Raw genomic sequence first — 26,319 nt, 5'->3', positions numbered from 1 at the left:
CTGGCGTTGACCACGGGGGTTGCTGTTAGTAAGTTTCCCACGTGGCCCCCGCCAAGTCAGTCATTGATACCAGCGAGGCAAGTCCGCTGGTGCGCATCCGCTCGCTGCTGCCCGGCCTCGCCAGGGCCGAGCAGCGGGTGGCCAAGGTCGTGTTGGAGAACCCGGCCGTCGTCTCGCACCGCAGCATCACCGAGGTCGCCGAGGCCGCGGGCACCAGCGAGACCACGGTGACCCGGTTCTGCAAGGCGATCGGCGTCGGCGGCTACCCGGAGCTGCGCATCGCGCTGGCCGCGGACACCGCCCGCACGGCCGCGCGCGTGGACCGCGACCTGGGCAGTGACATCGCGCCCACCGACGGCCTGGCCCAGGTGGTCGGCAAGGTGGCCTTCGCCGACGCGCGGGCCGTCGAGGAGACCGCCGAGCAACTGGACGTGGCCACGCTGGGCAAGGTCGTGGAACTGGTGGCCAGCGCGGGCCGCGTGGACGTGTACGGGGTCGGCGCCAGCGCGTTCGTGGCCGCCGACCTGCAACAGAAGCTGCACCGGATCGGCCGGGTCAGCTTCGCCTGGAGCGACACGCACATCATGCTGACCTCCGCCGCCGTGCTCACCGGGGCCGACGTGGCCTTCGGCATCTCGCACACCGGGGCGACCGCCGACACGGTGGAGGCGCTGCGGGTGGCCCGCGAGCACGGCGCGACCACGGTGGCGCTGACCAACTTCCCGCGCTCGCCGATCTCCGAGGTCGCCGACCACGTGCTGACCACGGCCGCGCGCGAGACCACCTTCCGCTCCGGCGCGATGTCCAGCCGGATCGCCCAGCTGACCGTGATCGACTGCTTGTTCATCGGGGTCGCCCAGTTGCACCTGGACAGTGCGCGCACCGCGCTGGAGGCCACCTACGAGGCCGTGGGCACCCACCGCCTCGGTCCGCGCCCGGACGGGCGCCGGAAGGCACGGGAGACGGGCAAATGATGCTGCCGCAGCCACGTGAGTCGGTAGTCCGCGTCGAGTCGCCCACCGAACAGCGCAACCCGCGAACCGGGGACATCGACACCCTGCCGGTGCTCGAGGCACTGCAGCTGATCAACAACGAGGACAGCACGGTGCCCGCCGCCGTGCGCGAGGTGCTGCCCGAGGTGGCGCGCGCGGTGGAGTTCGGCGTCGAGGCGCTGCGTCGCGGCGGCCGGGTGCACTACGTGGGCGCGGGCACCTCCGGGAGGCTGGCCAGCCAGGACGCCGCCGAACTGGTGCCCACGTTCAACTCGCCGCCGGAGTGGTTCGAGGTGCACCACGCCGGTGGGCAGCGAGCGTTGCGCGCCGCCGTGGAGAACGCCGAGGACGACTTCGACGGTGGCGGCGAGGAAATCCGTGCCAGCGCACGCGCCGGTGACTTCGTGTTCGGGCTGACCGCCTCCGGGCGCACCCCGTTCGTGCTGGGCGCGCTCGCCGCCGGACGGGAGATCGGCGCGCACACCGCGCTGATGTCCGCCAACCCGACCTCCACGGCCGTGGTCGACGTGGACGTGCTGATCGCGGTGGACACCGGGCCGGAGGTCATCGCCGGGTCGACCAGGATGAAGGCGGGCACCGCGCAGAAGCTGGTGCTCAACGCGTTCTCCACCGCCGTGATGATCAAGCTGGGCCGCACCTACTCGAACCTGATGGTCAGCATGAAGGCCACCAACGCCAAGCTGCGCGGGCGCACCCTGCGCATCCTGCGCGAGGCCACCGGGCTGGACGAGGCGGAGTGCTCGGCCGCACTGAGCGAGGCCGACGGCGACCTGCGGGTGGCCCTGGTCCGCCTGCTGTCGGGCATCGATTCCGCCCAGGCGGCCGAGGCCCTCACCGCGACCGGGGGCCACGTGCGCAACGCCCTGCTCGCACTGGGTGCGACCACCGCCTGAAACGGTTTGCACACACCCGGCGAGTTGTCCACAGGCGACCCGCTAACAAGATCAACTGTCGGGGTGCGGCGGTAGACTGGAACCGGGGTCGCCCCCCGAGGAGTGGTGGGGGCTGAGCTGGGTGGGAAACCGAGCCCTGCTCACCCACCCGCCGCGTCCGCGATGCTGGCGGCCTCGCGCGCACCCGCCTGCAAGGACTCGCAGCTGAAGACCAGCCAACGGGCCACGCCCTCGGGCTCGCCGCTGGCGAAGGCGGCCAGCGCGGCGGAGTACTCCCCCGACTTGCGCAGGTAGCTGACCTCGGGGACGGCCAGCCCCTTGGTGTCCAGCCCGGTGCCGATCATCGTCAGCCGGGCGGCGGCCCGCGCCACCACGCCGTTGGCCCGGGCGAACGGGGCGAGGGTGAGCAGCTCACCGTGCACGACGGCGACCAGCACGGGTGCGGGCGCCTTGGTGCCGCCCGCGACCAGTCCGGCGAGCAGTTCGAGGCGGCTCGTGACGCCGGGGGCGACCCGGGGGCGGCCCAGGTCCTCCTCGGCGGTCAGGTCGGCGGCGGCCAGCACGTGCAACCGGGCCAGGGCCTGCAACGGGGCGCGCTGCCAGGTCGGCAGCAGCGGCCCGATCGCCTCGGCCACCCGTAGCGCCCCGGCCAGTACGGGGTCGGTGACCTCCCCGCCCTCGGGGATGTCGGTGTCGCCGCCGTCGATCGCGGCGGAGGCCCTGGCCGCGCGGACCGAGGCCTCGGCGGCCGTGGTGGGCCAGCCCCGCCGGTTGGCCGGGTGCCGGTGCACCTCGGCCACGGCGTCCCTGGCCGCCGCCACCGCATCGGCCACGCCGGGCAGGTCGAGCAGCGGGGTGAGCGGGTCAGTCACGGGACCAGACCCTACCCGCGAGTAAGTGGCCTGCCGAAATCGACGCGAAGTGGGCATGTCCGCGATGCCAATTGCCAACCTAGCGTGCAGGCATGACCTGGCACGACCGCCCCATCCTCGCAGGCGAGCACGTCCGCCTGGAGCCGCTGTCCACCGACCACGCCGAGGGCCTGCTCGAGGCGGGCAAGGACCCGGACATCTGGACCTGGCTCAGCGAGCGCCAGCCCACCTCGGTGGCGGAGATGCGCGCGGTGGTGGAACGGGCGCTCGCGGTGCCCCGCCGTGCGGCCTGGGCCCAGGTGGACCCGCACACCGGGGAGGTCGCGGGCACCACCTCGTACTACGAGATCGACGAGCACAACCGGTCCCTGGCCGTCGGCTACACCTGGATCGGCTCGCGGTGGCACCGCACGGGAGTCAACACCGAGGCCAAACTGATGCTGCTGACCAGGGCCTTCGAGGACCTGGGCGCGGTGCGTGTCGTGTGGCACACGCACCTGAGCAACCTGCGCTCGCAGCGCGCGATCGAGCGGCTGGGCGCCACCAAGGAGGGCGTGCTGCGCAAGCACAAGCGCTTCCACGACGCGTTCCGGGACACGGTGCAGTACTCGATGCTGGACACCGAGTGGCCCCAGGTCCGTGAGCGGCTAACCACGCAGCGTTGATCTTCTCACGTTGACAGGGAATTAGTCCCTTTTGTCCGCAGGCTCGCGGGGGTGCGATTCCGCATGGTCTAGACCTTTCTTGGTGTCGGTGCTGTTGCCGTGACCTCGATCGCACTACGGTCGAACAGTCACAACGCACCTGTACGCCTTCAGGAGGCCAGCACCATGACCGAGTCGTCCGCCCTGGACAACCTGCTGACGGAGAGCAGGACGTTCCCGCCCAGCGGGGAGTTCGCGGCGCAGGCCAACGCCAAGGCCTCGCTGTACGAGGAGGCGGACGCCGATCGCGAGGCGTTCTGGGCCGCGCAGGCCCAGCGCCTGCACTGGCACACCGCGCCCACCCAGGTGCTGGACTGGTCCAACGCCCCGTTCGCGCAGTGGTTCGCCGACGGCAAGCTGAACGTGGCCTACAACTGTGTGGACCGGCACGTGGAGTCCGGGCACGGCGAGCAGGTGGCCATCCACTGGGAGGGCGAGCCGGGCGACACCCGGACGATCACCTACAACGACCTCAAGGCCGAGGTGAGCAAGGCCGCGAACGCGCTGACCGGGCTGGGCCTGGCCGCGGGCGACCGGGTGGCCATCTACATGCCGATGGTGCCCGAGGCGATCTTCTCCATGCTGGCCTGCGCCCGGCTGGGCGTGGTGCACAGCGTGGTGTTCGGCGGCTTCTCGGCGGAGGCCCTGCGTTCGCGCATCGAGGACGCCGCGGCCAAGCTGGTGATCACCACTGACGGCCAGTACCGGCGCGGCAACCCGGTCTCGCTCAAGGCGGCCGTGGACGAGGCCGTGGCCAAGACCCCGACCGTGACCAACGTGCTGGTGGTGCGGCGCACCGGCGGCGAGGTGGACTGGACCGAGGGCAGGGACCTGTGGTGGCACGAGCTGGTGGACGGCCAGTCCGCCGAGCACACCCCGGAGGCCTTCGACGCCGAGCACCCGCTGTTCATCCTCTACACCTCGGGCACCACCGGTAACCCCAAGGGCATCCTGCACACCTCGGGCGGCTACCTGACCCAGGCCAGCTACACCCACCACAACGTGTTCGACCTCAAGCCGGACACCGACGTGTACTGGTGCACGGCCGACATCGGCTGGGTCACCGGGCACAGCTACATCGTGTACGGCCCGCTGTCCAACCGGGTCACCCAGGTCGTCTACGAGGGCACGCCGAACACCCCGCACGAGGGTCGGCACTGGGAGATCATCCAGAAGTACGGGGTGTCGATCTACTACACCGCGCCCACCCTGATCCGCACCTTCATGAAGTGGGGCGCGGACATCCCGGCCCGCTACGACCTGAGCAGCCTGCGCGTGCTGGGCAGCGTCGGCGAGCCGATCAACCCCGAGGCGTGGATGTGGTACCGGGAGCACGTCGGCGCCAACCGGGCCCCGATCGTGGACACCTGGTGGCAGACCGAGACCGGCGCGATCATGATCTCCCCGCTGCCCGGGGTCACCGCGACCAAGCCGGGTTCGGCCATGGGCCCGCTGCCCGGCATCGGGGCCAAGGTCGTCGACGACACCGGTGCGGAGGTCGGCAAGGGCGGTGGCGGCTACCTGGTGCTGGACAAGCCGTGGCCCTCGATGCTGCGCGGGATCTGGGGCGACGAGGCCCGCTTCCGCGAGACCTACTGGTCGCGCTTCACCGAGCAGGGCTACTACTTCGCCGGTGACGGGGCCAAGTACGACAACGACGGGGCCGTGTGGCTGCTCGGCCGGGTGGACGACGTGATGAACGTGTCCGGCCACCGGATCTCCACCACCGAGGTGGAGTCCGCGCTGGTCTCGCACTCGCGGGTGGCCGAGGCCGCGGTGGTCGGCGCCACCGACCCGACCACCGGGCAGGCCATCGTGGCCTTCGTGATCCTGCGCGGGGTGCAGCCCGACGAGGACGCCACCGCGCTGGTCAAGTCCCTGCGCGACCACGTGGCCACCGAGATCGGCCCGATCGCCAAGCCCAGGCAGGTCATGGTCGTGCCGGAGCTGCCGAAGACCCGCTCGGGCAAGATCATGCGCCGTCTGCTGCGGGACGTGGCGGAGAACCGGCAGGTCGGTGACGTCACCACGCTGGCCGACTCCTCGGTGATGGACCTGATCTCCAGCGGCCTCCAGTCGGGCAAGGCCGAGGACTGAGCCGCCGGGCTCGTGCGGGGACCACGCCCCGCACGAGCCCGACCGCGGCCTACGCCCCGCCCTGCTGCTGCGGCGGCTGGGGCTGTCCGTAGTACTGGGCGGGCGGCTGCTGCGGCTGGCCGTAGACCTGCTGCTGCGGATAGGTCTGCTGGGGCGGGTACGGCTGCTGCGGGAACTGCGGGGCGGCGCCGTAGTTCTGGGTCGAGGGCTTGGCCCTGACCGCCGCCGAGATCAACACGCCGCCGGACACCAGGGTCGCGAAGGCTCCGAGGCCGATCAGCCACCAGCCCGAGCTGCTGTTGTTGGACTGTTGTTGCGAGTAGGTCCGGTTGCCGCCCTTCGAGGAGTGGCAGATGTCCCCCGGGTGCATGGTCTGCCCACCACAGGTCACACCGCTGGAGTTCAGCGCGACCACCCCCGCGACGATCATGCCCAGCCCCACGACGAGGCCGAGGACCAGCCGGACAAGCCTGATTCCACCGAGCACTGTGCTCCCCCTCCGAACCGACGTGACCAGCGCCGTACTGCGGTCACCCGTCCGAGTCATTAAAATGACGTCAAGGTGAGCCGGGAAGTCTGGTCGGCATGAGTATGACGTGTTAGCCGACCACTGGAGCTGTTTTGTCGCAACGCCCTGCCGCCCTCAGTGACCTCGCCCGCTACCTCAGAACCGAGACCGCCGGTGGACTGGTGCTGCTCGGTGCCACCGCCATCGCCCTGTTGTGGGCCAACTCACCGCTGTCCGGCAGCTATGCGGCGCTGCGCGACTTCCAGGTCGGCCCCGACCTGCTGCACCTGAACCTGTCGCTGGGCAGCTGGGCCAAGGACGGGCTGCTCGCGCTGTTCTTCTTCGTCGCGGGCCTGGAGCTCAAGCGGGAACTGGTGGTCGGCGAGCTGTCCGACCGCAGGGCCGCGGCGCTGCCGGTGGCCGCCGCGCTGGGCGGCATGATCGTGCCCGCACTGCTGGCCCTGGCCGTCGGCGGCGGCGCGCCCGGCATGGACAAGGCCTGGGCCATCCCGGTGGCCACCGACATCGCCTTCGCGCTGGGCGTGCTGGCGCTGACCGGCTCGGGCATGCCCGCCAGCGCGCGGATCTTCCTGCTCAGCCTGGCCGTGGTCGACGACCTGGGCGCCATTCTGGTGATCGCGCTGGTGTTCTCCAGCTCCTTCGACTTCCTCGCGCTGGCGATCGCCGTGCTGCTGCTGGCGCTGTACTGGTACCTCCAGCACCGCAGGGTCACCAGCGCCTGGATCTACGTGCCGCTCGCGGTCGCGGTGTGGGTCGCGGTGCACACGGCCGGAGTGCACGCCACGATCGCCGGGGTGGCGCTGGGCCTGCTCACCAGGGTCCGCCGCGACCCGTACGAGAAGTGCTCGCCCGCGGTGCGCCTGGAGCACCGGCTGCAACCCTGGTCGGCCGGGCTGGCGGTACCGGTGTTCGCGCTGTTCGCGGCGGGTGTGCCGGTGGGCGGCAACGCGCTGCGCGCCCTGGTCGGCGATCAGCTGGCGATCGCCGTGGTGGTCGGGCTGGTCGTGGGCAAGGCCGTGGGCGTGCTCGGCGCCGCCCTGCTCGCGGTGCGCCTGAAGTGGGCGCAGAAGCCGCGCGACCTGGGCTGGCGGGACATGGCGGCGGTCGCGGTGCTCGGCGGGGTGGGCTTCACGGTGAGCCTGCTGATGGCCGAACTGGGCCTGGAAGGCGAGGCAGAAGACCTGGCCAAGGCAGCCGTCCTGATCGCCTCGGCGATGGCCTCGCTGGTGGGCGCGGCACTGCTGCTGCGCCGGAGTCGGGTGCACCGCACGGCGAACGAGTGAGGGTGCATGGCACGATGACCACCGTGACAGGCCCTGGACACCACGCGAACGGCACCCCTGACGGCGCGCTGCCCCCGGTGCCCTCGATCCCGCTGACCGAGGAAACGGCCAGAGGAGTCGCCGAGGAGCAGTCCGTCGGTGGGCTCGTGCGCGATGCCATGACGCACATCTCCACGCTGCTGCGCGCCGAGATCGAGCTGGCCAAGCTGGAGGTCGTCGCCGAGGCCAAGAAGGGCCTGCGCGGCGGCGTGTACTTCCTGGTCGCGCTGGCGATCCTGCTGTTCAGCCTGTTCTTCCTGTTCATGATGGTGGCCAACTTCTTCTCCGAGGGCTTGGCCGACCTGGGCATGCTGCGCTCGTTCTCGTACCTGCTCGGCTACTTCGTCACCTTCCTGCTGATGCTGGGCGGGGCCGGGCTGGCCGGGCTGATGGGCTACCGCAAGGTGCGCGGCATCAAGGCACCTGAGCGGACCATCGAGTCCATGAAGGACACGGCGGCCGCGCTGCGCCACCCCGGCGAGCGCTGAGCAGAGCCCCCGACCCGTCCTCGGTGCGGTTACCGGGGGCGTGGCGGCACCGGGACGTCTCGGCCAACGGCATCCGGCTGCACCTCGCCGAGAGCGGTACGGGCCCGCTCGTGCTGCTGCTGCACGGCTTCCCCGAGTTCTGGTGGACCTGGCGGCGGCAGCTGACCGCGCTGGCCGAGTCCGGGTACCGGGCGGTGGCGGTGGACCTGCGCGGCTGCGGGGACTCCGACAAGCCACCGCGCGGCTACGACGGCTGGACCCTGGCCGGGGACGTGGCCGGGCTGGTCAAGGCGCTGGGCGCCCGCCGCGCACACCTGGTAGGGCACGGCTGGGGCGGTCTGGTGGCCTGGACCGCCGCCGCACTGCACCCGCGCCTGGTGGCCTCGGTGTCCACGCTGGCCGCACCGCACCCGCTGGAGCTGCGCAGGCGCCCACCCGCACCGCGCCACCTGCTCGCGGCCCAGCTCCCGATCTGGCCCGAGCGCTGGCTGACCGCCGACGGGGCCGCCGCCGTGCAGCGGTTGCTGCTGGCCTGGTCGGCGGTCCCGCCGGCGGCCGAGGTGCTGGCCCGCACCCGGCAGGCCATGTCGGTGCCTGGCGTGGCGCACTGCTCGCTGGAGTACCTGCGGTGGGCGTTCCGCTCGCGGTTGCGCGGGGACGGCAGGCAGTTCGCCCAGGCGATGCGCAGGCGGCTGACGGTGCCCGTGCTGACCGTGGCCGGGCGGCTCGACCCGTGCGTGCGCGTGGCCGCGGTCCAGGGCTCCGCGCGGTGGGTGGACGGCCCGTTCACCCACCACTGCCTGGACGGGGTGGGGCACTTCCCGCACCGGGAGGCGCCCGAGCAGGTCACCGAACTGCTGCTGGCCCAGCTACTCCGCGCAGGACCCGGTTGACACCGCGCGGAACATGTTCGGCGCACCGGCCACCACGTTGGCCACCTGCGCGGCGGTCAGCGCGAACCCGGTCTCCGGATCGTCCACGGCCGCGCCGAACACCACGCCGATCACCCGGCCGTTCGGGTCGATCAGCGGGCCACCGGAGTTGCCGCTCTTGACCGTGGACCGCACGGTGAACACGTCCCTGGTGACCTTACGCGAGCCGTAGATGTCGGGGCCGTTGAGCTCGATGCGCTGCCGGACCCTGGCCGCACGCGCCGTGTACGGGCCGTCCAGCGGGTAGCCGAGCACGATCGCGTCCTGGCCGGAGGTGTACTGGGACTGGTCGAAGCGCAGCGGGGTGGCGTCCAGGCCGGGCACGGACAGCACCGCCACGTCGATCTCCGGGTCGTAGTAGACGACGTGCGCGGTGAGCTGGCCGCGCCCCACCTCCACCGAGGTGTCGTCGGTGCCCGCGACCACGTGCGCGTTGGTCATGACCCGCTCCGGGCCGATCACGAACCCGCTGCCCTCCAGCGCCCGCGAGCAGGACGGGGCCTTGCCGCGCACCTTGAGCACGCTGGGCTGCACCGCACGCACGATCTGGCTGTTCTGCAACGCCGTGTCCGGCGGGTCGACCACGGCGATGGGCGTGCGGGTGAACGGGCCGGTGGCGGTGAGCAGGCCGGTGCTGAGCAGCTTGCTGACGTCGTTGGGCAGTTGCTCGGCCTGTGCGGGCATCAGGTTGTTGACCGTGCCCAGCACCACCGAGCCCCGGATCGCGGCGGCCAGCCCGGGTACCGGCACCGAGGTCAGCGGCAGGGCGAAGACCCAGGCCACCACGAACACCACGGCGCACTGCACCAGTGCGCCCAGCGTGTAGTCCACGCTGGCGAAGGGCCCGAGCCGGATGTGCTGGCGGATGGACCGGCCCAGCCACACGCCGATCGTCTCGCCCAGTGCGACCAGCAGCACCAGCGCGCCCATCCAGACCGCGATCCTGGTGACGTTGCTGTTGAAGTTCTGCATGATCATCGGGGTCACGATCAACCCGATGACGGTTCCGCCGAGCACACCCACGGTGGCGGGCAGGGTGGTGATCAGGCCGTGCCGGGCGCCGGAGATCGCGGCGATCACCGCGAGCAACACCACCACAAGGTCAACCCAGTTCACCGGGGCACCTCCGAGTTCGCCGCCCGCAGGGCCTCGTCCAGATCACGTACGTCCGCCGCGTTCCACGGCTGCTCCCAGCCCGCGAGCGAGAGCAGGCCGCTGAGCAGCCCGGCGGTGAAACCCCACACCAGCATGCCCGGTGCCGAGAAGGCGGGCCCGGTGTAGCCGGAGGGGTGGGTGACCCGGAACCGGTTGGCCGGGTCCACCAGGTGCGCGACCGGCACCCTGGCCACCGCTGAGGTCTCGGCGGCGTCCACCGGGTACACCCGGCTGGGCCGCACCCAGTGCGCCAGCACCGGGGTCACCAGGAAGCCGGAGACCGGCACGTACAGGTCGGGGAACAGCGCGACCGGGCGCACGCCCTCGGGCAGCACCCCGGCCTCCTCCGCCGCCTCGCGCAGCGCCGTGGCCACCGGCCCGTCGTCGCCAGCGTCGGCCGAGCCACCGGGGAAGGCCACCTGGCCCGGGTGCGAGTTGAGCGTGTCGGCCCGGCGTAACAGCAGCACGTCCGGGCCCTCCGCGCCCTCGTCCTCGCCGAACAGCATCAGCACCGAGGCCCGGCGCGGCGTGCCGCTGCTCGGCGGGGAGATCCGGGTGAAGGCGGCGGCGTCCAGCCCCGCTGTGGCCTTGACCAGCCCGGTCAACCACTCGGGCAGGTCGGCGGCGTCCACCAGCGGACCAGGGCTCATCCGGTTGCCACTCCGTTTCCTTGCTGGCGGACCGCCTGGCGGACCTGATCCGGTGTCGTGAACACAGCCGGGCTGAGGACGCGGTGCGCCGCGCCCCCGGCGTCAACTACGTAGCTGATCGGGAAGGCGTTCGGTTTGCCCAGCACTTTGGCCACCGCGCCGCTGGGGTCCCACACCGAGGGCAGGTGCACCCCCAGCCCGGCCAGCATGTCCAGGCCACTGGCCTGGTCGCTGTTCGCGGGCACCTGGACCAGCAGCACCGTGGCCGCACCGGGCTCGGCGGCGTAGTCCTGGAGGGCCTTGAGCTCGTCCCGGCAGGGCAGGCACCAGGGCTCCCAGAAGTTGACCAGCGCGGGCCGTCCGCCGAGCACGGCGCCCAGGTCCACCGCCGAGCCGTCGGCCATGCACTCCACCTTGAGCCCGCTCAGCTTCGCCGCGGCACCGCCGCCGCCCTGCGGGGCGGGGCACTTGGCCAGCGCGGCCTTGGCCCGCAGCGCGGTCAGGTCCGGGGCGGGCGCGGCGGCGGGCTGCGGCTGCGACCTCGGCCAGAACGCGACGGCGGCGGCCACCACCAGCACCAGACCCACCAGCACCCAGCGCAGCCTGGTGCTCAACGATCCGCCCGCGCGCTCGCTCATCCGGTGGCCTGCCCGAACCGCTCCCCCGCCCTGGCCCGCTCGGCCAGTGCCAGCAGGTGCTCGGTCTCCGGGCCCTTCACCAGCCGCTCCGCGACGGCGGGATCGGTGGGGCCCTCGCCGTAGGAGGGACAATCGTACATCAGGAAGCAGGCTCCGCAGGCAGGCTTTCGTGCGTGGCAGACCCGCCTGCCGTGGAAGATCGTCCAGTGCGAGGCCATCGTCCAGTCCCTGGGCTGGACCAGCGCGCCCACCGCGTGCTCCACCTTGACCGGGTCGGTCAGCTCGGTCCAGCCCCAGCGGCGGACCAGCCTGCCGAAGTGCGTGTCCACGGTGATGCCCGGCACGTCGAAGGCCTCGCCGAGCACCACGTTGGCGGTCTTGCGGCCGATGCCGGGCAGCGCGACCAGCTCCTCCAGGGTGCCGGGCACCTGCCCCTCGTGCCGCTCCTCCAGCGCGGCGCCCAGGCCCATGATCGAGCTGGCCTTGTTCCGGAAGAACCCGGTCGGCCGGATCAGCTCCTCCAGCTCGACCCGGTCGGCACCGGCGTAGTCGGCGGCGGTCCGGTACCTGGCGAACAGCGCGGGCGTGACCTCGTTCACCCTCTTGTCGGTGCACTGGGCCGACAGGATGACCGCGACGGTCAGCTCCAGCGGGTCGGTGAAGTCCAGCTCGCAGTGCGCGTCGGGGTAGCCCACGGCCAGCGCGCGCACCATCCTGCGCACCCTGCGGACCAGGCCGAGCTCGGCTCTGGCGGGGCCCTGCTCGGCTCGGGTGCGGGTACGGGTGACCGGTGGCACCACACCAGCGTACGGACCTGATCCGACACCTCCGACACGCCGGGGTGACCCCCCTGTGCACCGCACGGGTGAGGATGAGACAAGATGGAGTCACCATGACTGCCTGGCTTGTGCTTGTCGTACCGCTTCTGATCATGTTCTTCGCGCTCTTCATGGAGCGCGTGGAAGCTCGACTCCGGCATGTGGCAGTGCAGGAGAACGAGGTTGAGGAGTTCTTGGAGCAGGCCCGACCCGATGAGGTCAGGGCCCTCTACGGGCACGGCATCGGCCGGGCCCTGGAGCTGTTCCGCCTGCGCCGTCGTGGAGGACGCGCCGCACGGCTGCGTCCCCGGCGGACCAGGGGCAACGGGTCCTAGACTGCTCGCAAGTGATCGGCGGCACGAGGTAATCGGCCGCCGCGTCTCGACAGGAGGGACGAGGTGGACGAGACCCTGGCCCGCGCGGGCATCTTCCAGGGTGTGGAACAGGCAGCGGCGGAAGCCCTGCTGCACACGCTGGAGGCGATCGACTTCCCGCGCGGACACGTGATCTTCGCGGAGGGTGAGCCGGGCGACCGGCTGTACATCATCCAGTCCGGGAAGGTGAAGATCGGGCGCAAGTCCCCGGACGGCAGGGAGAACCTGCTGTCCATCATGGGGCCGTCCGACATGTTCGGCGAGCTGTCGATCTTCGACCCCGGGCCGAGGACCTCGACGGCGACCACCGTCACCGAGGTCAGGGCCCTGTCCATGGGTCGCCCCGAGCTGCGGGAGTGGATCGCCAAGCGGCCGGAGATCGCCGAGCAACTGCTGCGGGTGCTCGCCCGCAGGCTGCGCCGGACGAACAACATGCTGGCCGACCTGATCTTCACCGACGTGCCCGGCCGGGTGGCCAAGGCGCTGTTGCAGTTCGCGCAGCGCTTCGGCAGCCAGGAGGCGGGCCTGCTGCGGGTCACCCACGACCTGACGCAGGAGGAGATCGCGCAGTACGTGGGCGCCTCGCGGGAGACCGTGAACAAGGCCCTCGCGGACTTCGCGCACCGCGGCTGGCTGCGGCTGGAGGGCAAGAGCGTGCTGATCCTCGACCCCGAGCGGCTGGCCCGCCGGGCTCGCTGACCAGCAGAGCAAGCACGAGGAAGGCCCCGGGCGATGCCCGGGGCCTTCCTCTGTGTCTGGGGCGCGGGGGCGGTGCCCCGCAAAAACATCGAGGGAGTGTGCCCGCACTGTCCGCGGGCACACTCCCTCGACTCACGAGATTCCGGGTGCCGCCCCCGACGCGGCACTCCGGCCTCTCGTGTCCGCGTGAGCCATCCCCCGACGGGCCACGCGCATCCCTACCGGTGACGAGCCCCGAACCCTTCACCGCAGAGGGCCTTGCGCACACAACTGTGTCACGGGGGTGCCCCCGCGATACAACCTCTTTCACCCTCCAGGACTGCGAATTGGCGCCTTGCGTTGCGCTCGTTCACCCACATATCCCAACTTCGTAACCCAAACGAGACTTTTGGGGTGAGTGAGCACACCGCAAATAAACTGGTACCCGCGTACTAGAGTCCGGCATACTGGTACGCATGTCCCACTCCGCCTCGCTGACCGACTACCGGACCGCGCTGACCACTCCCGGCGCCCGGCTGCCGGTGCTCGCCTCCGTGCTGGCGCGGCTGCCCATCGCCATGATCAGCCTGGCGCTGCTGCTGTACGTGCAGCACGCGACCGGCTCCTTCGCCTCGGGCGGGCTGACCGCCGCCGCCGCGCTGGTCGGCGTCGCGATCGGCTCGGTGGTGCAGGGACGGGTCATGGACCGCCTCGGCCCCACCCGGCCGCTGCTCGTGCTGGCCGTGTTCGCGGCCCTGTTCGCCGGTGCCGAGGTGTACGCGATCGAGTCGCACGCCCCGGAGCTCGTGGTGATCGCCCTGGCCCTGGGCATCGGCCTGACCGAACTGACCGTGGGCTCGGCCTCGCGGGCGCTCTGGGTACGGCTGCTGCCGCCCGGCCCCGCCAGGCAGGCCGCCTACGCCTACGAGGCGATCAGCATGGAGGTGTTCTTCATCCTCGGCCCCGGCCTGGCCGGGCTGCTGGCCGCCCTGCCCTGGGCGGGTACCGGTCTGGTCGCGGGCAGCGCCTGCATGATCGTCGGCGCGGTGGCCTTCGCGCTGACCCCCACCGTGCGCGCGTGGCGGCCCACCGGCGAGGAGCTGCGCCCGGCGAGTCTGCTCGGTGCGCTGGTCAGCCCCGGCATGCGCGTGCTCGTGCTGGCGGCACTGGGCTTCGGCATGGTGATCGGCTTCGTGGAGGTGGCGGTGCCCGCCTTCGCGGCGGAGTCCGGCCAGCGCGAGATCGGCGGGGTGATGCTCAGCCTGTGGTCGATCAGCTCGGTGATCTTCGGCGTCTACTACGGTGCCCGGCCCTGGCCGCGCGCCCTGCACCTGCGGCTGCCGGTGCTGCTGACCGGGTTCGCCGTGCTCGTGCTGCTGCTCGCGCTGCCGACCACGCTGTTCTGGCTGGGCGCCGCCCTGCTGGTGGTCGGCACCATGATCACCCCGCAGGCCACGACCCACTCGGTAGCGATCGAGGAGGTCGCGCCCGCGGGCACGGCGACCGAGGCGTTCGGCTGGGTGGTCACGGCGATCACCCTGGGGCTGGCGATCGGCCAGTCGGTCAGCGGTCAGCTGGTCGAACTGGTCGGCCCGCGCTGGTCCTTCGTGGCCGCCTCGGCCGCCGGGCTGGTGATCGCCGCACTGCTGTGGGCCTTCCGCGGCGCCATGCGCAGCAAGCCGCTCACCACGGCCGCCACCGCCGAGCTGGTCACCAGCCGCTGAGCCACACCGGGTTGGTCAGGGCCACCATCGTGTCCGCGGTGGTGGCCGTGGCCACCGGGCGCCGCACCTCCGCGCGGACCCACGCCGACTCGGCGGCCGTCGTCGTCCACCTGGCCACGGCGGTCCCCGAGTCCGGCACCGGCTCGGTGTGCACGACCCCGGCCGGGGTGAGCAGCCGCACCGAGGTGCCAGGCACGCCGCCGACCCGAACCGCCACCTCGACCGCACGGCTCGTGCGCAGCCGCTCGCCGATGCCCGCGTGCCGCCGACCATCGCTCGCGGTCAGCTCCAGCTCCACCCGTGCCGACTCGGCGATCCAGTTCCGGCCCGCCCGCAGGCCCGCGAAGATCGCCGGACCGAGCAGGTCCTCGGCCAGCACCACGTTGTGCGGCAGGCCGACCACCTGCGGCTCGCTGTGCGCGTCGCTGTCGCCGACCGCGGGCACCCAGCGGCCCTCTCGCAACATCGCGTCCCAGGTCTGCACGGTCTTCTCGTCGTCGGCGGTCCACGGGCCGTTCCACACCTCGATGGCGTCCACCAGGTCGTAGCGGAACTCGAAGGAACAGCCCAGGCAGGGCGCGTACGGGTGGGCCGCGACCACCATGCCGCCCACGGAGTGCACCTCGTCCACGAAGCGCCGGAAGTCCCCGGGCTGGTTGTCCCGGTACCGCCAGTCGATCCACCGGCCCACCGGCAGGTTCCAGGCGGGCCAGTGGCCGGAGCGCGTGGTGACCTCCTCGCCGTTGAGGATCAGCAGGTCCTCGGTCGCGTGCAGGCCCCACTGCAGGGACGCGCTGGGCGTGTTGTGCTCCGTGGAGACGATGAAGTCCAGCCCGGCGGCCCGCGCCGCGGCCACCAGCTCCGCGGGCGTGCGCCGACCGTCCGAGTGCTGCGTGTGCAGGTGGCCGTCGCCCCGGTACCAGGCTCGTCCGCGCCGACGTGCGGGCGCACAGGACGGGGCGGGCTTCGGCGGGGTGGGCCTGCCCTGCGGCCCGAACCGCAACGTGATGTCCACCTGGTAGTCCAGCCCCTGCTGGGCCACCGTGTACGGGCCCAGCACCACGTGCCAGGTGCCGGGCCGGATCGGGCCCGCGAGGTAGCCGGGGGTGGCCTCGGTGGCGTTGATCGTGAACCGGTCCCGGAACCCGCCGGACCAGCCGCGGAACCCGCGGTGGTTGCCCAGCTCGTGGCCCTCCGGCCCGAACATGCCGATGTCCAGTGCGTTGCCGACCTGGCCCGCGGGCACCTGCGGCTTGTCGTAGCGGTAGACGACCCCGATCTCGTTGACCCCGCTGGGGACCTCGACCGGCAGGTAGTACCAGTCCGGGGCGCCCGGCTCGAACCGGCCGGTGACGGTCCTGGTCAGCTCGGTGCCGTCCGAGCCGGTGGCGAAGGCGACCGCGGGCAGCATGGCCCCCGCGGCGCCCGCCGCCAGCACGCCACCCGCGCGGAGCAGGGCGCGTCGGTTCACGTGGTGCTCGCACATGCCGCCGACCGTAGGACGCGAAACGTGACCCGAAAACCTCCAACCGGTGAACTCCACACGTCGTGAACCCCCAACCCGCGAGTCCCGCTCTCCCGCGCGCGAGTCCCGCTCTCCCGCGCGCGAGTCCCGTTCTGCTGCACGCGAGTCCCGCTCTCCAGCGCCCGAGTCCCGCCCAGCCGCAGCCGAGTCCCGCTCTCCGGCGCGCGAGTCCCGCTTCCCCTTGCCCGTTGCCGACTCCCGCCCGCCCCCGACCGCGTCTTCGCGCCGGTCTCTGGACCGCGGGCTCAGGATGATCACATCTGTCCAGTGATCATCCTGAGACAAGGGAAGAGACCGGACCTCAGCGAAGACGCCGCGCTCCGGAGGAGCGCCAAGAGCGCAGCGGGCACAGCTTCGGGAATCGCCCACCGGAACTTGTCGGGGGTGATGGCTACCGTCCGAACCATGGACCTCACCGCGACCACGGCCCAGCTGGCCGGTACCGCCTCCGACCTGGTGCGCCTGCTGCCCGCCAAGGTGTACGACCCCGTGCTGGCCGGGGTGCTGATCACCGCCGACCGGGGCGGGCTGCTGCTCACCGGGACCGATCGCGAGCGCGGGGTGCGGCTGCGCTGCCCGGCCGTCACGCACACCGACGGCCAGGTGCTGGTGCCCGCCAAGCCGCTGGCGGAGACCCTGCGCGCGCTGGACTCGGAGCAGGTCAGGCTGGTCGTGGAGGGCTCGCGGCTGGCCATCCGCGTGCCGGGCGCGCGGTTCGCCCTGCCGTTACTGGAGGTCGACCTGCACCCCGGGGTGGCCGAGCCCCCGGCCAGGGTCGGCGAGGTGCCGGGCCGGGAGTTCGCCCGCCTGCTGGCGACCGTGGCCTCGGTGGCCAGCAGGGACGACGCGCTGCCGATGCTCACCGGCGTGCGGCTGCGCAACCTGCCCGGTGGCGTGCTCGGCATGGTGGCCACCGACCGGTACCGCATGGCCGTGGCCGAGCTGCCGTGGGCGGCCGAGGCGGAGGTGGACGCCATGGTGCCCGCAGCGGTGCTGGTGGAGGCCGCCAAGCAGGCGGCGGGCGCGGATCGGGTGAGCCTGCACGTGGACTCCGACCGCGCGGGCCTGGTGTGGCAGGACTCGGCGATCACCACCTCTCTGCTGGCCAGCACCCTGCCCGACGAGGCCAAGGTGATCCCCTCCGCCGTGGAGACCACGGTGGAGCTGGAAGCCGACGCGCTCGCGGGTGCCGTGCGCCGGGTCGGGCTCTACACGGAGGGCCGCCAGGTGGTGCAACTGGACATCGGTGAGGGCGAGATCCGGGTGCACGGGGCTGATCCGCAGGCCGGTGAGGCGGAGGAGCGGGTCAAGGCGGAGGTCACCGGCGGCCGGATGACCCCCGCCTACCAGGTGCGGTACCTGTCCGACGCGCTCAAGGCGTTCGCGGGTGACCGGGTACGCATCGGGGTGCCCAGCGGCCTGCGCGGCACGCTGTTCAGCTCGCTGGACGATCGGCTGCGGTACCTGGTCGTGCCGATCCGGCCGCAGGCGAGGTGATGCCGCTGGACCGGATGAAACGCAGCTCCGTGGTGCCCGGCTCGTCGCGGTACGGCTGGGTCTGACCGGTGGCCCGGAACCCGTTGCGCTCGTAGAGACCACGAGCGGGCAGGTTGTCCGACACCACCCACAGGCCGACCGGCAGCGGCCCGGCCCAGGACAGGACCTCGGCGATCAGCCGGTCGCCGACGCCGCGGCCACGCGCTCGCGGGGCGACCCACATGCTCACCAGCTCCACCGCCTCGGGCTGGGGCCGGTAGCAGCCGATGATGCCCACCGGGTCAGCGCCGAGCCAGGCGATGATCGGCACACCGCGATCGGGCCGCAGCCGCTCGCGCCACTGCCGCTCGTCGTACGCCGACTCGACGGCCAGTGCGGCGCCGAACGCGCGCGGGGCGTCCGCGAGCGCGGCGAGCCGCAGCTCGCGCCAGGTGCGCCACTGCTCGGCGGTGGGTCGGCTCAGGCTGAGCGGGTCCATGCCCTGGCATGGTGCCCGCCCGGTGTGCCGTGGGCGAGCGGTTATCGGCCGGTGCGCAGGTAGTCCAGCTGGGAGCGGACCGACCACTCGGCCGCCCACCACAGGGACTGGTCCACGTCCGCGTAGACCACCTCCACCACCTGGCGGGCGGTGGCCTCGGCGCCGAGCTGGGCCAGTGCGGCCCGGACCTGGTCCAGGCGCTGCTCGCGGTGCGCGAGGTAGCCGCGCGCGATCTCGCCCGCGTCGGGCAGTTCGGGGCCGTGACCGGGTAGCACCGTGGTGCCTGGCGGCAGCTCGGCGAGCCTGCGCAGGGAGCGGAGGTAGTCGCCGAGCGTGGAGACCACGGTGGTGCCCCGGCCGAGGATCGTGTCCCCGGTGAGCACCGAGGGCGGCTCGTCCTGCTCGATGCGCAGGCACAGCGAGTCCTCGGTGTGCCCCGGCGTGGTGAGCACGCGGATCTCCAGCCCGGCAGCGGTGATCACGTCGCCGTCGGCGAGCCCCTCGCTGCCCAGCCGCAGCTCGGGGTCCAGCGCCAGCACGGGCGCGTCCACCAGGGCGGCGAACTGGCGCACGCCGCCGGCGTGGTCGGGGTGCCCGTGGGTCAGCACGATCTTCTCCACCGGCCCGCACGCCGCCACCCTGCGCAGGTGCTGCTCGTCCTCCGGGCCCGGGTCGACCACGACGCAGCCGGTGGCGCCCGGTGCCCGCAGCACCCAGGTGTTGGTGCCGTCGAGGGTCATCTCACCGGGGTTGTCGGCGAGCAGCACCGAGGCGGTGCTGGTCACCGGGCGCAGCACGCCATAGGCGGGGTGCTCGGCTGTCACGGGTGCTCCACGCGGTCGTCGGGACGGGCGTCCAGGTGCGAGGGAGCGCGGTCGTAGTCGGGGTCGCCGGGCAGCACCGCGTGCAACGCGCCGCCGCGCCGGATCACCTTCGGGATGATCTTGTCGGTGGTCCGTTCCGCGCTCATCGCCGCCGCGACGCCGCCGCACTCCACCAACTCGGCCAGGGTCATCCAGGTCGGTGGCAGCAGTCCGCAGCGCCCGGCCTTCCAATCCTCCAGCGCCTCGGCGGGCCGCTGCCAGTGCGCGTGATCGGCCTCACTGGTGTGCCCGTCCGCCTGCTGCCCCTCGGGCAGCACCGCGAGGAAGAACCGGGCGTCGAAGCGCTTGGGCTCCACCTCCGGGGTGACCCAGTTGGCCCAGGGCCGCAGCAGGTCGGCGCGCAGCACCAGCCTGGCCTCGGACAGGAACTGGGCCAGGGACACCTCGCGGTCCACCAGCGCCTGCCGCACGTCCACGTAGCGGCTGGTGTCCGCGACCACCGAGTCGGCGTCCGGCCCGGCGAGCAGCACGCCGGACTCCTCGAAGGTCTCGCGCACGGCGGCGCACACCAGGGCGCGGGCCATGTCCGGGTCGCAGCCGAAGCGGGCGCCCCACCAGGCGGGCTCGGGACCGACCCAGCCCACCGAGGTGTCGGCGTCCCTGCGGTCCACCCCGCCGCCGGGGAACACGGTCATGCCACCGGCGAAGGCCATGCCGACCACGCGGCGCATCAGGAAGACCTCCATGCCGGAGGCCCCCTCGCGGACCAGCGCGACCGTGGCCGCGTCGCGGGGCACGGCTGGCGGGTCCGGCAGCGGGTCGGGCAGGAGACCGGCGGGCAGGGTCAGTTCCTCAGGCAGGTCGGGCACCCGTTGAGCCTAAGGGGGCAGGATGTCCGCCGTGGAGCGACAACTGCGAGTGGGACTGATCGGCGCCGGACCCTGGGCGCACGCCGTGCACGCGCCAGGCCTGACCGACCACCCCGGAACCCTGCTGACCTCGGTGTGGGCCCGCAGGCCCGAGGCCGCCAAGGAGCTGGCCGACCAGCACGGGGTCGCGGTGGCCGCCAGCCCGGAGGCGCTGCTGGACGAGGTGGACGCGGTGGCCTTCGCCGTGCCGCCCTCGGTGCAGGCCCAGTACGCGGTGCAGGCGGCCAGGGCGGGCAAGCACCTGCTGCTGGAGAAGCCCCTGGGCGGTGATGTCGACCAGGCCCGCCGGGTCGCCGAAGCGGTGGGCGAGGCCGGGGTGGCCGCACTGGTGATGCTGACCCTGCACTTCGCGCCGGAGACCACCGACTGGCTCGCCGAACTGGACCGCCTGGGCGGCTGGGCGGGTGGCTCCGCGAAGTGGCTGTCCGGGGCGCTGCTGGGCGGTCCCTACTCGGGGTCGTCCTGGCGGCACGAGCAGGGCGCGCTGGCCGACATCGGGCCGCACGCGCTGGACCTGCTCGACAGCGCGCTGGGCCGGATCACCGAGGTGATCGGCGCGCACCACGGCGGCAGCGACCTGTGGCACCTGCTGCTGGCCCACGAGACCGGTGCCACCAGCACCGCCTCGCTGTCGCTGCGGCTGCCGATGCGGCCCACGGTGGTCGAGTTCACCGTGTACGGCGAGCACGGGCACCGCGCGCTGGGCGGCAAGAACACACCGGCCCAGGAGTGCTACACGGCGCTGCTCGACGACTTCGTCGCCATGGTGCACAGCGGGGTCCGCGAGCACGCCTGCGACGCCCAGCGCGGCCTGCACCTGCAACTGGTGCTGGACCAGGCCCTGCGCAAGATCGGGCAGTCCTAGCCGGTCAGTTGCCGCCCGGTCCGCTGCGGGCCTGCGGGATGTCGTTGGACCAGTCCCCACCCTGCTTGGGCTTCTGCTCGCGCTGTGCCAGCTCCTCGTGGAGCTGGCGCAGCAGGTCCCGCTCCACGTCGCTGAGCTTGTCCTCGGCCACCGGCTGGTAGTCGATCAGCCCCAGTGCCGCGGGGCCAGCGGGCGGGTCGATCACCGGCGGGCGGGTCGGGTCGGCGGGCCGCTCCAGCACCACGGTCTCGGCGACGGGCGGTTCGGGCTCGGGTTCCGGCTCGGCCAGTTCCAGCGCGTGCTCGACGGGCGCGAGCGGCTCGGGTTCGGGCACGAGGTCGATCGGCGCGGACCTGGCCACCGCCGGGGTCGTGCCCGCCGGGGCGGACTGGTGCGCGGACCGGCTGGTCGCGGTGTCCGCGCTGGTGGATAACGGCCCGTCCAGGTTCACCGGGTTGGCCACGGTCGCCGCCGTGACGTGGTAGTCGGAGGCCTCGACACCCGGCCGCAGCACCTCGACCACCGCGCGCAGCCCGGCGGAGTCCAGGGCCTGACCGATCCGGTACGCCGTGGCCGGGGCGTAGCCCTCCGGCCCGATCTCGACCACCACCACCCGCTGCGGCACCGCTCCGGGCGTGGCGCCCGCCGGGGTGATCCGCCACACGCACTGCACGGACCGCAGGCCCAGCAGGAAGCCGGTGACCGGGCGCAGGGCCTCGGCCACACCCGCCGCGGGGTCGGGCTCACTGCTGAACCGGTGCGGCTGGGTGTACCAGGTGTCGCGGACCTTGAGCCGGTCGGCGAGCGCGGGCTCGGACCGGGTCTCCTCCAGCAGTCCGCGCAGGTACTTGTGCTCTTCGGGGTTCACCGGCACACCGCCCGCGATCAGGCAGCCGATCAACAGTTCGGCGGCCCGGTCCAGCTCGGCGATGGCGACCAGTTCCCGCGCCGAGGTCAGCGCGTCGTCGTCCACCCGACCGGCCATCCGCAGCAGGAAGTCGTGCAGCCGGTCGGCCAGGCCCTCACCCGAGGCGAGCTCCGCCATGCCGGGTCTCCTTTCAGCTGTGGACGAGGTCGGCCGCACCGGTGCACAGCAGGTCCGACACGTCGAGCGCGGCCAGGTGGTAAGGCGTCAGATCGAAGCCCTGCGGCAGCACCTCGACGCACGGGTCGTGCTCGCCGAGTGCCCGCAGCATGCGCTGCACCTCACCGGTCAGCCGGTGGTGGTCGGCCGTGGCGCTGGCCAGCACCACCCGCCTGCTCGGCTCGCCGACCGCGTGCCGCCAACTGCACCGCACGTCACCGACGCCCACGCGGTTGCGCAGAGTAGCCCCCAGCACCACGCCGACGGAGTCCCCGGTGACCGCTTGGTCCGGCGACTCCGAGGAGAAGGTGTACCGGTGTGCGGGCACCTCGTCCAGCCCCAGCACGGAACTGGCCAGGCCCGGCGCCGCGCCGATCGCGCGCAACTGGCCGTGTTCCTGCACGGTGAGCCCGATCCGGTCGTGCAGCAGGGCACGGGGCAGCACCCGGCACAGCACGGGCAGCGCCCCGCTGGCCAGCCAGTCGCGGAACCGCCAGAGCTGGTCGTCGGAGAGCCGACCGGCCAGTCTGAGCAGCAGCTCGTGTGCGTTCAGCTCGGCGTCGTCCTGCACGCCAACACCGCCCCTTCAAGCGACGAAGGTGGTACTTCGCGGTCTAGGAGACCAGGAAGGACCACCTTCGCGCCACCCGAACGGGCGATGAGTATCAGGCCACTTCGACGATCAGCTCGACCTCGACCGGGGCGCCCAGCGGCAGCTCGGCGACCCCGACGGCGGAGCGGGCGTGCACCCCCGCGTCCCCGAAGACCTCGCCGAACAGCTCGGAGGCCCCGTTGACCACCGCGGGCTGGCCGGTGAAGCCCTCGGCGGAGGCCACGAAGCCGACGACCTTCACGACCCGCACCACGGAATCGATGCCGACCAGGGCGTGCACGGCGGCCAGCGCGTTGAGCGCGCAGGTGCGGGCGTGCTGCTTGGCCTCGTCGGCGCCGATCTCGCCGCCGACCTTGCCGGTCGCGGCCAGCGCGCCGGACACGAAGGGCAGCTGGCCCGAGGTGTACACCAGCGAGCCGGTGCGCACGGCGGGCACGTAGGCGGCCACCGGGGCGGCCACCGCGGGCAGCTCGATGCCCAGTTCAGCGAGCTTGGCGCTCCAGCTCACACTTCCCCCTTAACCCGCTTGAGGTAGGCGACGTGCTGCTCGCCGGTCGGGTTCGCCAGCACCGTCACCAGCTCCCAGCCGTCCTCGCCCCACTGGTCGAGGATCTGCTTGGTCGCGTGGATCAGCAGCGGGACGGTTGCGTATTCCCACTTCGTGGTCATGCGGGAAGCCTAACGGCGGAGCCTGCCGGGCCCTCCGGCACGCTATTTTCGATCACGTGGATACCTGGAGGATCATCGCGACCTGCCTGCTCGGCCTGGGCGGCATCGTCATGACACTGGTGTTCATGGCGCAGACCCGGGACCGCAGGGGCTCCACGCACTGGGACGTGATCCGGGTCTCACTGATCTCCCTGGGGATCTTCGCCTTCCTGTGCCTGCTCACCGCGACCGTGCTGCCAGCGACCATCGCCTGGGGGCTGGTCGTCGCGATCGCGATCATCATCGTGCTGCTGCACCACGTGAGCTAGTGCCCACACACCAGGGCGGCGGCGCAGGCCCGCGCATAGTCTGAGCAGGTGACCACCCCTGTGGACAGCGCTGTCGGATGGACGGACGAGCTGGCGCGCGCCCGGCTGCACGTGGTCACCGGCAAGGGCGGCACCGGCAAGACCACGGTGGCGGCGGCGCTCGCGCTGGCGCTGGCCACCGGCGGGCGCCGGGTGCTGCTGGTGGAGGTCGAGGAGCGGCAGGGCATCGCGCAGTTGTTCGACCGCGCCCCGCTGCCCTACAGCGAGGAGCGGATCGCCTCCGCGCCTGGCGGCGGCGAGGTGCGCGCGCTGGCGGTGGACGCCGAGGCGGCGCTGCTGGAGTACCTGGCGATGTTCTACAACCTGGGCTTCGCGGGCCGCACGCTCAAGCGCATGGGCGCCGTGGAGTTCGTCACCACCCTGGCACCGGGCCTGCGCGACGTGCTGCAGACCGGCAAGGTCAAGGAGTGCGTCGGCCGCACCGACAGCTCCGGCAGGCACCTGTACGACGCGGTGGTGCTGGACGCGCCGCCGACCGGCCGGGTGGTGAAGTTCCTGGACGTCACCAAGGCCGTGACCGACGTGGCCAAGGTCGGTCCGATCCGCGGGCAGAGCGAGGGCGTGGTGCGGCTGCTGCACTCCGGGGACACGGCGGTGCACCTGGTGACCCTGCTGGAGGAGATGCCGGTGCGGGAGACCATGGACGCGCTGGTCGAGCTGGACGGCGCCGACCTGCGCCCCGGAGCGGTGTTCGTGAACCGGGTGCGCCCGCCCCGGCTGGACGCGGCGGCGGTGGACGCGGCGGCGGTCGGCGAGGTGGACGAGGACCAGGTGCGCGCCGGGCTGCTGGCGGCCGGACTGGACCTGGCCGTGGACGAGCTGGAGGGCCTGGTCGACGAGACCGTGGACCACGCCGTGCGGGTGCGTGCCGAGCAGCGGGCCAGCGCCGAGCTGACCGAGTCGGACCTGCCCGCGGTGCGGCTGCCCGAGCTGGTGGACGGGGTGGACCTGGCCGCGCTGTACGAGCTGGCCGAGAAGCTGGTCGCCCAGGGGGTGCGGTGATGGTGCACCGGCTCGACGTGGACGCGCTGATCGACGACCAGGCCACCAAGGTGGTGGTCTGCTGCGGCTCCGGCGGGGTGGGCAAGACGACCACGGCCGCGGCGCTGGCCGCACGCGCCGCCGAGCGGGGCAGGCGCACGGTGGTGCTGACCATCGACCCCGCGCGGCGGCTGGCCCAGTCGCTGGGCCTGCGCGAGCTGGACAACCACCCGAGGCAGGTGCGGGTCAGCGGCTTCGCCCCCAAGGGCGAGCTGTACGCGATGATGCTGGACATGCGCCGCACCTTCGACGACATGGTGCTGGCGCACGCCGGGCCGGACCGGGCCGAGCAGATCCTGGCCAACCCCTTCTACCAGACCATTTCCTCCTCCTTCTCCGGCACGCAGGAGTACATGGCCATGGAGAAGCTGGGGCAGCTGGCCGCCGAGGGCAGCTGGGACCTGATCGTGGTGGACACCCCGCCGAGCCGCTCGGCCCTGGACTTCCTGGACGCCCCGCAGCGGCTGTCCACGGTGCTCGACGGGCGCATCATCCGGCTGCTCTCGGCGCCGGCCCGGGCCGGGGGGCGCGGCCTGCTCAAGATCGTCGGAGCCGGGTTCGGCCTGTTCACCAAGGCCATCTCGACGATCATCGGCGGGCAGCTGCTCGCCGACGCCTCTGCCTTCGTGCAGGCCTTCGACTCCATGTTCGGCGGCTTCCGGGAACGCGCGCAGAAGACGTACCAGCTGCTGCGCTCGCCCGGCACGGCCTTCCTCGTGGTGGCCGCGCCCGAGCCGGACGCGCTGCGCGAGGCGTCCTACTTCGTGGAACGGCTGGCCGAGGAGACGATGCCGCTGGCCGGGCTGGTGCTCAACCGCACGCACCCGGTGCTGGCCGAGCTGCCCGCCGCGCGGGCCCAGGCCGCCGCCGAGGAGCTCAGCAGTGGTGGTGCGCACCCGCTGGCCGTCGCGGTGCTGCGGCTGCACGCGGACCGGGTGGCCGTGGCGACCAGGGAGAAGCGCCTGCTCGCCAGGTTCACCAAGGCGCACCCCTCGGTGTCCCTGGTGGGCGTGCCCGCGTTGGCCGAGGACGTGCACGACCTGGCCGGGCTGCGTGAGATCGGTCGCAGACTGGCCGGGGAATAACCGGTCCGTCGGCGGTTTTCACGCTATTAACGCGTGAAAACCGCCGGGCGGCCGGTCAATTGTTGATCACTAACTGGGTGTTTGATCAAACAGGTGCCAGGTCAACTCACCTGGTACTCGTCCAGATCGGCGTGTTCGCGTCGAGCCGTGTCCAGCAACTCGTGCCACGAATCGACGTCGGGGCGGCGACGCAGCAGAGCACGACGCTCACGCTCCGTCATTCCACCCCAGACACCGAACTCGATCCGGTTGTCCAGCGCTTCGGCCAGACATTCAGTACGCACCGGGCAGCCAAGGCAGACGATCTTGGCTTTGCGCTGCTCAGCGCCTCGGACGAACAGTTGCTCCGGATCCTCGTCGCGACAGGCCGCACGGATCCGCCAATCCCCCTGAAGGAACTCCATACCCCCGCTCCCCTACGTCTCGCCCAAAACCAGTACCCCCCGGTACTGGG

The 26,319-nt window shown here is 72.3% G+C and carries 30 protein-coding genes; 15 read left to right on the top strand and 15 right to left on the bottom strand.

The annotated features are described in order from the left end of the window. The first annotated feature begins 89 nt into the window (after positions 1-89). On the top strand, positions 90-974 hold the full coding sequence (locus KALB_RS01615) for a MurR/RpiR family transcriptional regulator (protein ID WP_025353976.1): 885 nt from the start codon (positions 90-92) through the stop codon (positions 972-974). Beyond that, the gene (locus KALB_RS01610; protein ID WP_025353975.1) at positions 974-1,906 is read left to right on the top strand and encodes an N-acetylmuramic acid 6-phosphate etherase; all 933 of its coding nucleotides are present in this window, start codon (positions 974-976) and stop codon (positions 1,904-1,906) included. The genes KALB_RS01615 and KALB_RS01610 overlap by 1 nt, the downstream gene beginning before the upstream one ends. 140 nt (positions 1,907-2,046) lie before the next feature. Here the strand turns inward: KALB_RS01610 and KALB_RS01605 are convergent, their stop codons facing one another. Continuing rightward, positions 2,047-2,778: a Fic family protein gene (locus tag KALB_RS01605; protein WP_025353974.1), complete on the bottom strand. Its 732-nt coding sequence runs from the start codon at positions 2,776-2,778 to the stop codon at positions 2,047-2,049. A 92-nt stretch (positions 2,779-2,870) separates the two neighbouring features. Here KALB_RS01605 and KALB_RS01600 point away from each other — a divergent pair, with 92 nt between their 5' ends. Together KALB_RS01600 and acs are read left to right on the top strand one after the other, a co-directional pair. Further along, entirely contained in the window at positions 2,871-3,443 is a 573-nt protein-coding gene (locus tag KALB_RS01600) for a GNAT family N-acetyltransferase (RefSeq protein WP_025353973.1), read from the top strand. 165 nt (positions 3,444-3,608) lie between these two features. Beyond that, positions 3,609-5,579 carry an acetate--CoA ligase gene (gene acs, locus KALB_RS01595; RefSeq protein WP_025353972.1) on the top strand — a complete coding sequence of 657 codons (1,971 nt, stop codon included), beginning with the start codon at positions 3,609-3,611 and terminating at the stop codon, positions 5,577-5,579. A gap of 49 nt (positions 5,580-5,628) precedes the next feature. Here the strand turns inward: acs and KALB_RS43550 are convergent, their stop codons facing one another. Beyond that, on the bottom strand, positions 5,629-6,066 hold the full coding sequence (locus tag KALB_RS43550) for a hypothetical protein (protein WP_025353971.1): 438 nt from the start codon (positions 6,064-6,066) through the stop codon (positions 5,629-5,631). A 134-nt stretch (positions 6,067-6,200) separates the two neighbouring features. Between KALB_RS43550 and nhaA the strand changes: the two genes are divergently transcribed. From nhaA to KALB_RS01575, 3 genes are read left to right on the top strand one after another with little or no spacing between them, the layout of a single operon-like run. After that, positions 6,201-7,391 (top strand): Na+/H+ antiporter NhaA, encoded by a 1,191-nt coding sequence (gene nhaA, locus KALB_RS01585; RefSeq protein WP_025353970.1) that lies wholly within the window; start codon positions 6,201-6,203, stop codon positions 7,389-7,391. A 14-nt stretch (positions 7,392-7,405) separates the two neighbouring features. Then, on the top strand, positions 7,406-7,918 hold the full coding sequence (locus tag KALB_RS01580) for a phage holin family protein (protein ID WP_025353969.1): 513 nt from the start codon (positions 7,406-7,408) through the stop codon (positions 7,916-7,918). 23 nt (positions 7,919-7,941) lie between these two features. Further along, complete coding sequence (locus KALB_RS01575; protein WP_236650152.1) at positions 7,942-8,811, top strand: alpha/beta fold hydrolase; 870 nt, start codon at positions 7,942-7,944, stop codon at positions 8,809-8,811. Here the strand turns inward: KALB_RS01575 and KALB_RS01570 are convergent. Genes KALB_RS01570 through nth form a run of 4 tightly spaced genes read right to left on the bottom strand, consistent with a single transcriptional unit; the run spans position 8,788 to position 12,006 of the window. After that, on the bottom strand, positions 8,788-9,966 hold the full coding sequence (locus KALB_RS01570) for a MarP family serine protease (RefSeq protein ID WP_025353967.1): 1,179 nt from the start codon (positions 9,964-9,966) through the stop codon (positions 8,788-8,790). The two genes, KALB_RS01575 and KALB_RS01570, sit on opposite strands and share 24 nt — an antisense overlap. Continuing rightward, positions 9,963-10,655, bottom strand: coding sequence for an NUDIX hydrolase (locus KALB_RS01565; RefSeq protein ID WP_030109704.1), 693 nt, complete (start codon positions 10,653-10,655; stop codon positions 9,963-9,965). Before KALB_RS01565 ends, KALB_RS01570 begins: the two co-directional genes overlap by 4 nt. After that, the gene (locus KALB_RS01560; protein WP_042220105.1) at positions 10,652-11,293 is read right to left on the bottom strand and encodes a TlpA family protein disulfide reductase; all 642 of its coding nucleotides are present in this window, start codon (positions 11,291-11,293) and stop codon (positions 10,652-10,654) included. The genes KALB_RS01565 and KALB_RS01560 overlap by 4 nt, the downstream gene beginning before the upstream one ends. Next, a complete protein-coding gene (gene nth, locus KALB_RS01555; RefSeq protein ID WP_081789797.1) occupies positions 11,290-12,006 on the bottom strand; it encodes an endonuclease III in 717 nt (238 codons plus the stop codon). Before nth ends, KALB_RS01560 begins: the two co-directional genes overlap by 4 nt. A gap of 179 nt (positions 12,007-12,185) precedes the next feature. Here nth and KALB_RS01550 point away from each other — a divergent pair, with 179 nt between their 5' ends. From KALB_RS01550 to KALB_RS01540, 3 genes are all read left to right on the top strand, one after another. Then, complete coding sequence (locus KALB_RS01550; RefSeq protein WP_025353963.1) at positions 12,186-12,446, top strand: hypothetical protein; 261 nt, start codon at positions 12,186-12,188, stop codon at positions 12,444-12,446. Positions 12,447-12,509: 63 nt separating this feature from the next. Then, on the top strand, positions 12,510-13,184 hold the full coding sequence (locus KALB_RS01545) for a Crp/Fnr family transcriptional regulator (protein ID WP_025353962.1): 675 nt from the start codon (positions 12,510-12,512) through the stop codon (positions 13,182-13,184). A 455-nt stretch (positions 13,185-13,639) separates the two neighbouring features. Continuing rightward, on the top strand, positions 13,640-14,887 hold the full coding sequence (locus KALB_RS01540; protein WP_025353961.1) for an MFS transporter: 1,248 nt from the start codon (positions 13,640-13,642) through the stop codon (positions 14,885-14,887). Here the strand turns inward: KALB_RS01540 and KALB_RS01535 are convergent. After that, on the bottom strand, positions 14,874-16,373 hold the full coding sequence (locus KALB_RS01535) for a CehA/McbA family metallohydrolase (RefSeq protein ID WP_025353960.1): 1,500 nt from the start codon (positions 16,371-16,373) through the stop codon (positions 14,874-14,876). The genes KALB_RS01540 and KALB_RS01535 overlap by 14 nt on opposite strands. A gap of 444 nt (positions 16,374-16,817) precedes the next feature. Between KALB_RS01535 and dnaN the strand changes: the two genes are divergently transcribed. Further along, positions 16,818-17,909, top strand: coding sequence for a DNA polymerase III subunit beta (gene dnaN / locus KALB_RS01530; RefSeq protein ID WP_025353959.1), 1,092 nt, complete (start codon positions 16,818-16,820; stop codon positions 17,907-17,909). Here dnaN and KALB_RS01525 read toward each other — a convergent pair. From KALB_RS01525 to KALB_RS01515, 3 genes are read right to left on the bottom strand one after another with little or no spacing between them, the layout of a single operon-like run. Continuing rightward, on the bottom strand, positions 17,848-18,387 hold the full coding sequence (locus KALB_RS01525; RefSeq protein WP_025353958.1) for a GNAT family N-acetyltransferase: 540 nt from the start codon (positions 18,385-18,387) through the stop codon (positions 17,848-17,850). The genes dnaN and KALB_RS01525 overlap by 62 nt on opposite strands. 41 nt (positions 18,388-18,428) lie before the next feature. Beyond that, complete coding sequence (locus KALB_RS01520) at positions 18,429-19,211, bottom strand: MBL fold metallo-hydrolase (protein WP_025353957.1); 783 nt, start codon at positions 19,209-19,211, stop codon at positions 18,429-18,431. Next, positions 19,208-20,071, bottom strand: a complete 864-nt coding sequence (locus KALB_RS01515; protein ID WP_411931183.1) for an NUDIX hydrolase — start codon at positions 20,069-20,071, stop codon at positions 19,208-19,210. The genes KALB_RS01520 and KALB_RS01515 overlap by 4 nt, the downstream gene beginning before the upstream one ends. Before the next feature lie 31 nt (positions 20,072-20,102). Here KALB_RS01515 and KALB_RS01510 point away from each other — a divergent pair, with 31 nt between their 5' ends. Then, positions 20,103-21,005 carry a Gfo/Idh/MocA family protein gene (locus tag KALB_RS01510; protein ID WP_030109020.1) on the top strand — a complete coding sequence of 301 codons (903 nt, stop codon included), beginning with the start codon at positions 20,103-20,105 and terminating at the stop codon, positions 21,003-21,005. A gap of 4 nt (positions 21,006-21,009) precedes the next feature. Here the strand turns inward: KALB_RS01510 and KALB_RS01505 are convergent, their stop codons facing one another. From KALB_RS01505 to KALB_RS46235, 4 genes are all read right to left on the bottom strand, one after another. Continuing rightward, complete coding sequence (locus KALB_RS01505; protein WP_025353954.1) at positions 21,010-22,050, bottom strand: hypothetical protein; 1,041 nt, start codon at positions 22,048-22,050, stop codon at positions 21,010-21,012. A 13-nt stretch (positions 22,051-22,063) separates the two neighbouring features. Next, complete coding sequence (locus KALB_RS01500; RefSeq protein WP_025353953.1) at positions 22,064-22,660, bottom strand: hypothetical protein; 597 nt, start codon at positions 22,658-22,660, stop codon at positions 22,064-22,066. A 94-nt stretch (positions 22,661-22,754) separates the two neighbouring features. Next, positions 22,755-23,210, bottom strand: coding sequence for a RidA family protein (locus KALB_RS01495; RefSeq protein ID WP_025353952.1), 456 nt, complete (start codon positions 23,208-23,210; stop codon positions 22,755-22,757). After that, the gene (locus KALB_RS46235) at positions 23,207-23,371 is read right to left on the bottom strand and encodes a Sp36 family protein (RefSeq protein ID WP_148309320.1); all 165 of its coding nucleotides are present in this window, start codon (positions 23,369-23,371) and stop codon (positions 23,207-23,209) included. The genes KALB_RS01495 and KALB_RS46235 overlap by 4 nt, the downstream gene beginning before the upstream one ends. 56 nt (positions 23,372-23,427) lie before the next feature. Between KALB_RS46235 and KALB_RS01490 the strand changes: the two genes are divergently transcribed. Genes KALB_RS01490 through bagB form a run of 3 tightly spaced genes read left to right on the top strand, consistent with a single transcriptional unit; the run spans position 23,428 to position 25,865 of the window. Further along, a complete protein-coding gene (locus KALB_RS01490) occupies positions 23,428-23,679 on the top strand; it encodes a hypothetical protein (protein ID WP_025353951.1) in 252 nt (83 codons plus the stop codon). A 48-nt stretch (positions 23,680-23,727) separates the two neighbouring features. Beyond that, positions 23,728-24,741, top strand: a complete 1,014-nt coding sequence (bagA, locus tag KALB_RS01485; RefSeq protein WP_025353950.1) for an ATPase BagA — start codon at positions 23,728-23,730, stop codon at positions 24,739-24,741. Next, positions 24,741-25,865: an ATPase BagB gene (bagB, locus tag KALB_RS01480; RefSeq protein WP_025353949.1), complete on the top strand. Its 1,125-nt coding sequence runs from the start codon at positions 24,741-24,743 to the stop codon at positions 25,863-25,865. Before bagA ends, bagB begins: the two co-directional genes overlap by 1 nt. A gap of 101 nt (positions 25,866-25,966) precedes the next feature. Here the strand turns inward: bagB and KALB_RS01475 are convergent, their stop codons facing one another. Then, positions 25,967-26,269, bottom strand: a complete 303-nt coding sequence (locus KALB_RS01475) for a WhiB family transcriptional regulator (RefSeq protein ID WP_025353948.1) — start codon at positions 26,267-26,269, stop codon at positions 25,967-25,969. Between the last annotated feature and the right edge of the window lie 50 nt (positions 26,270-26,319).

The sequence above is a fragment of the Kutzneria viridogrisea DSM 43870 genome, from assembly GCF_000525635.1.
GTDB classification, from domain to species: Bacteria; Actinomycetota; Actinomycetes; order Mycobacteriales; family Pseudonocardiaceae; genus Kutzneria; species Kutzneria viridogrisea.
This window is presented reverse-complemented; position numbering and strand designations above follow the sequence as displayed.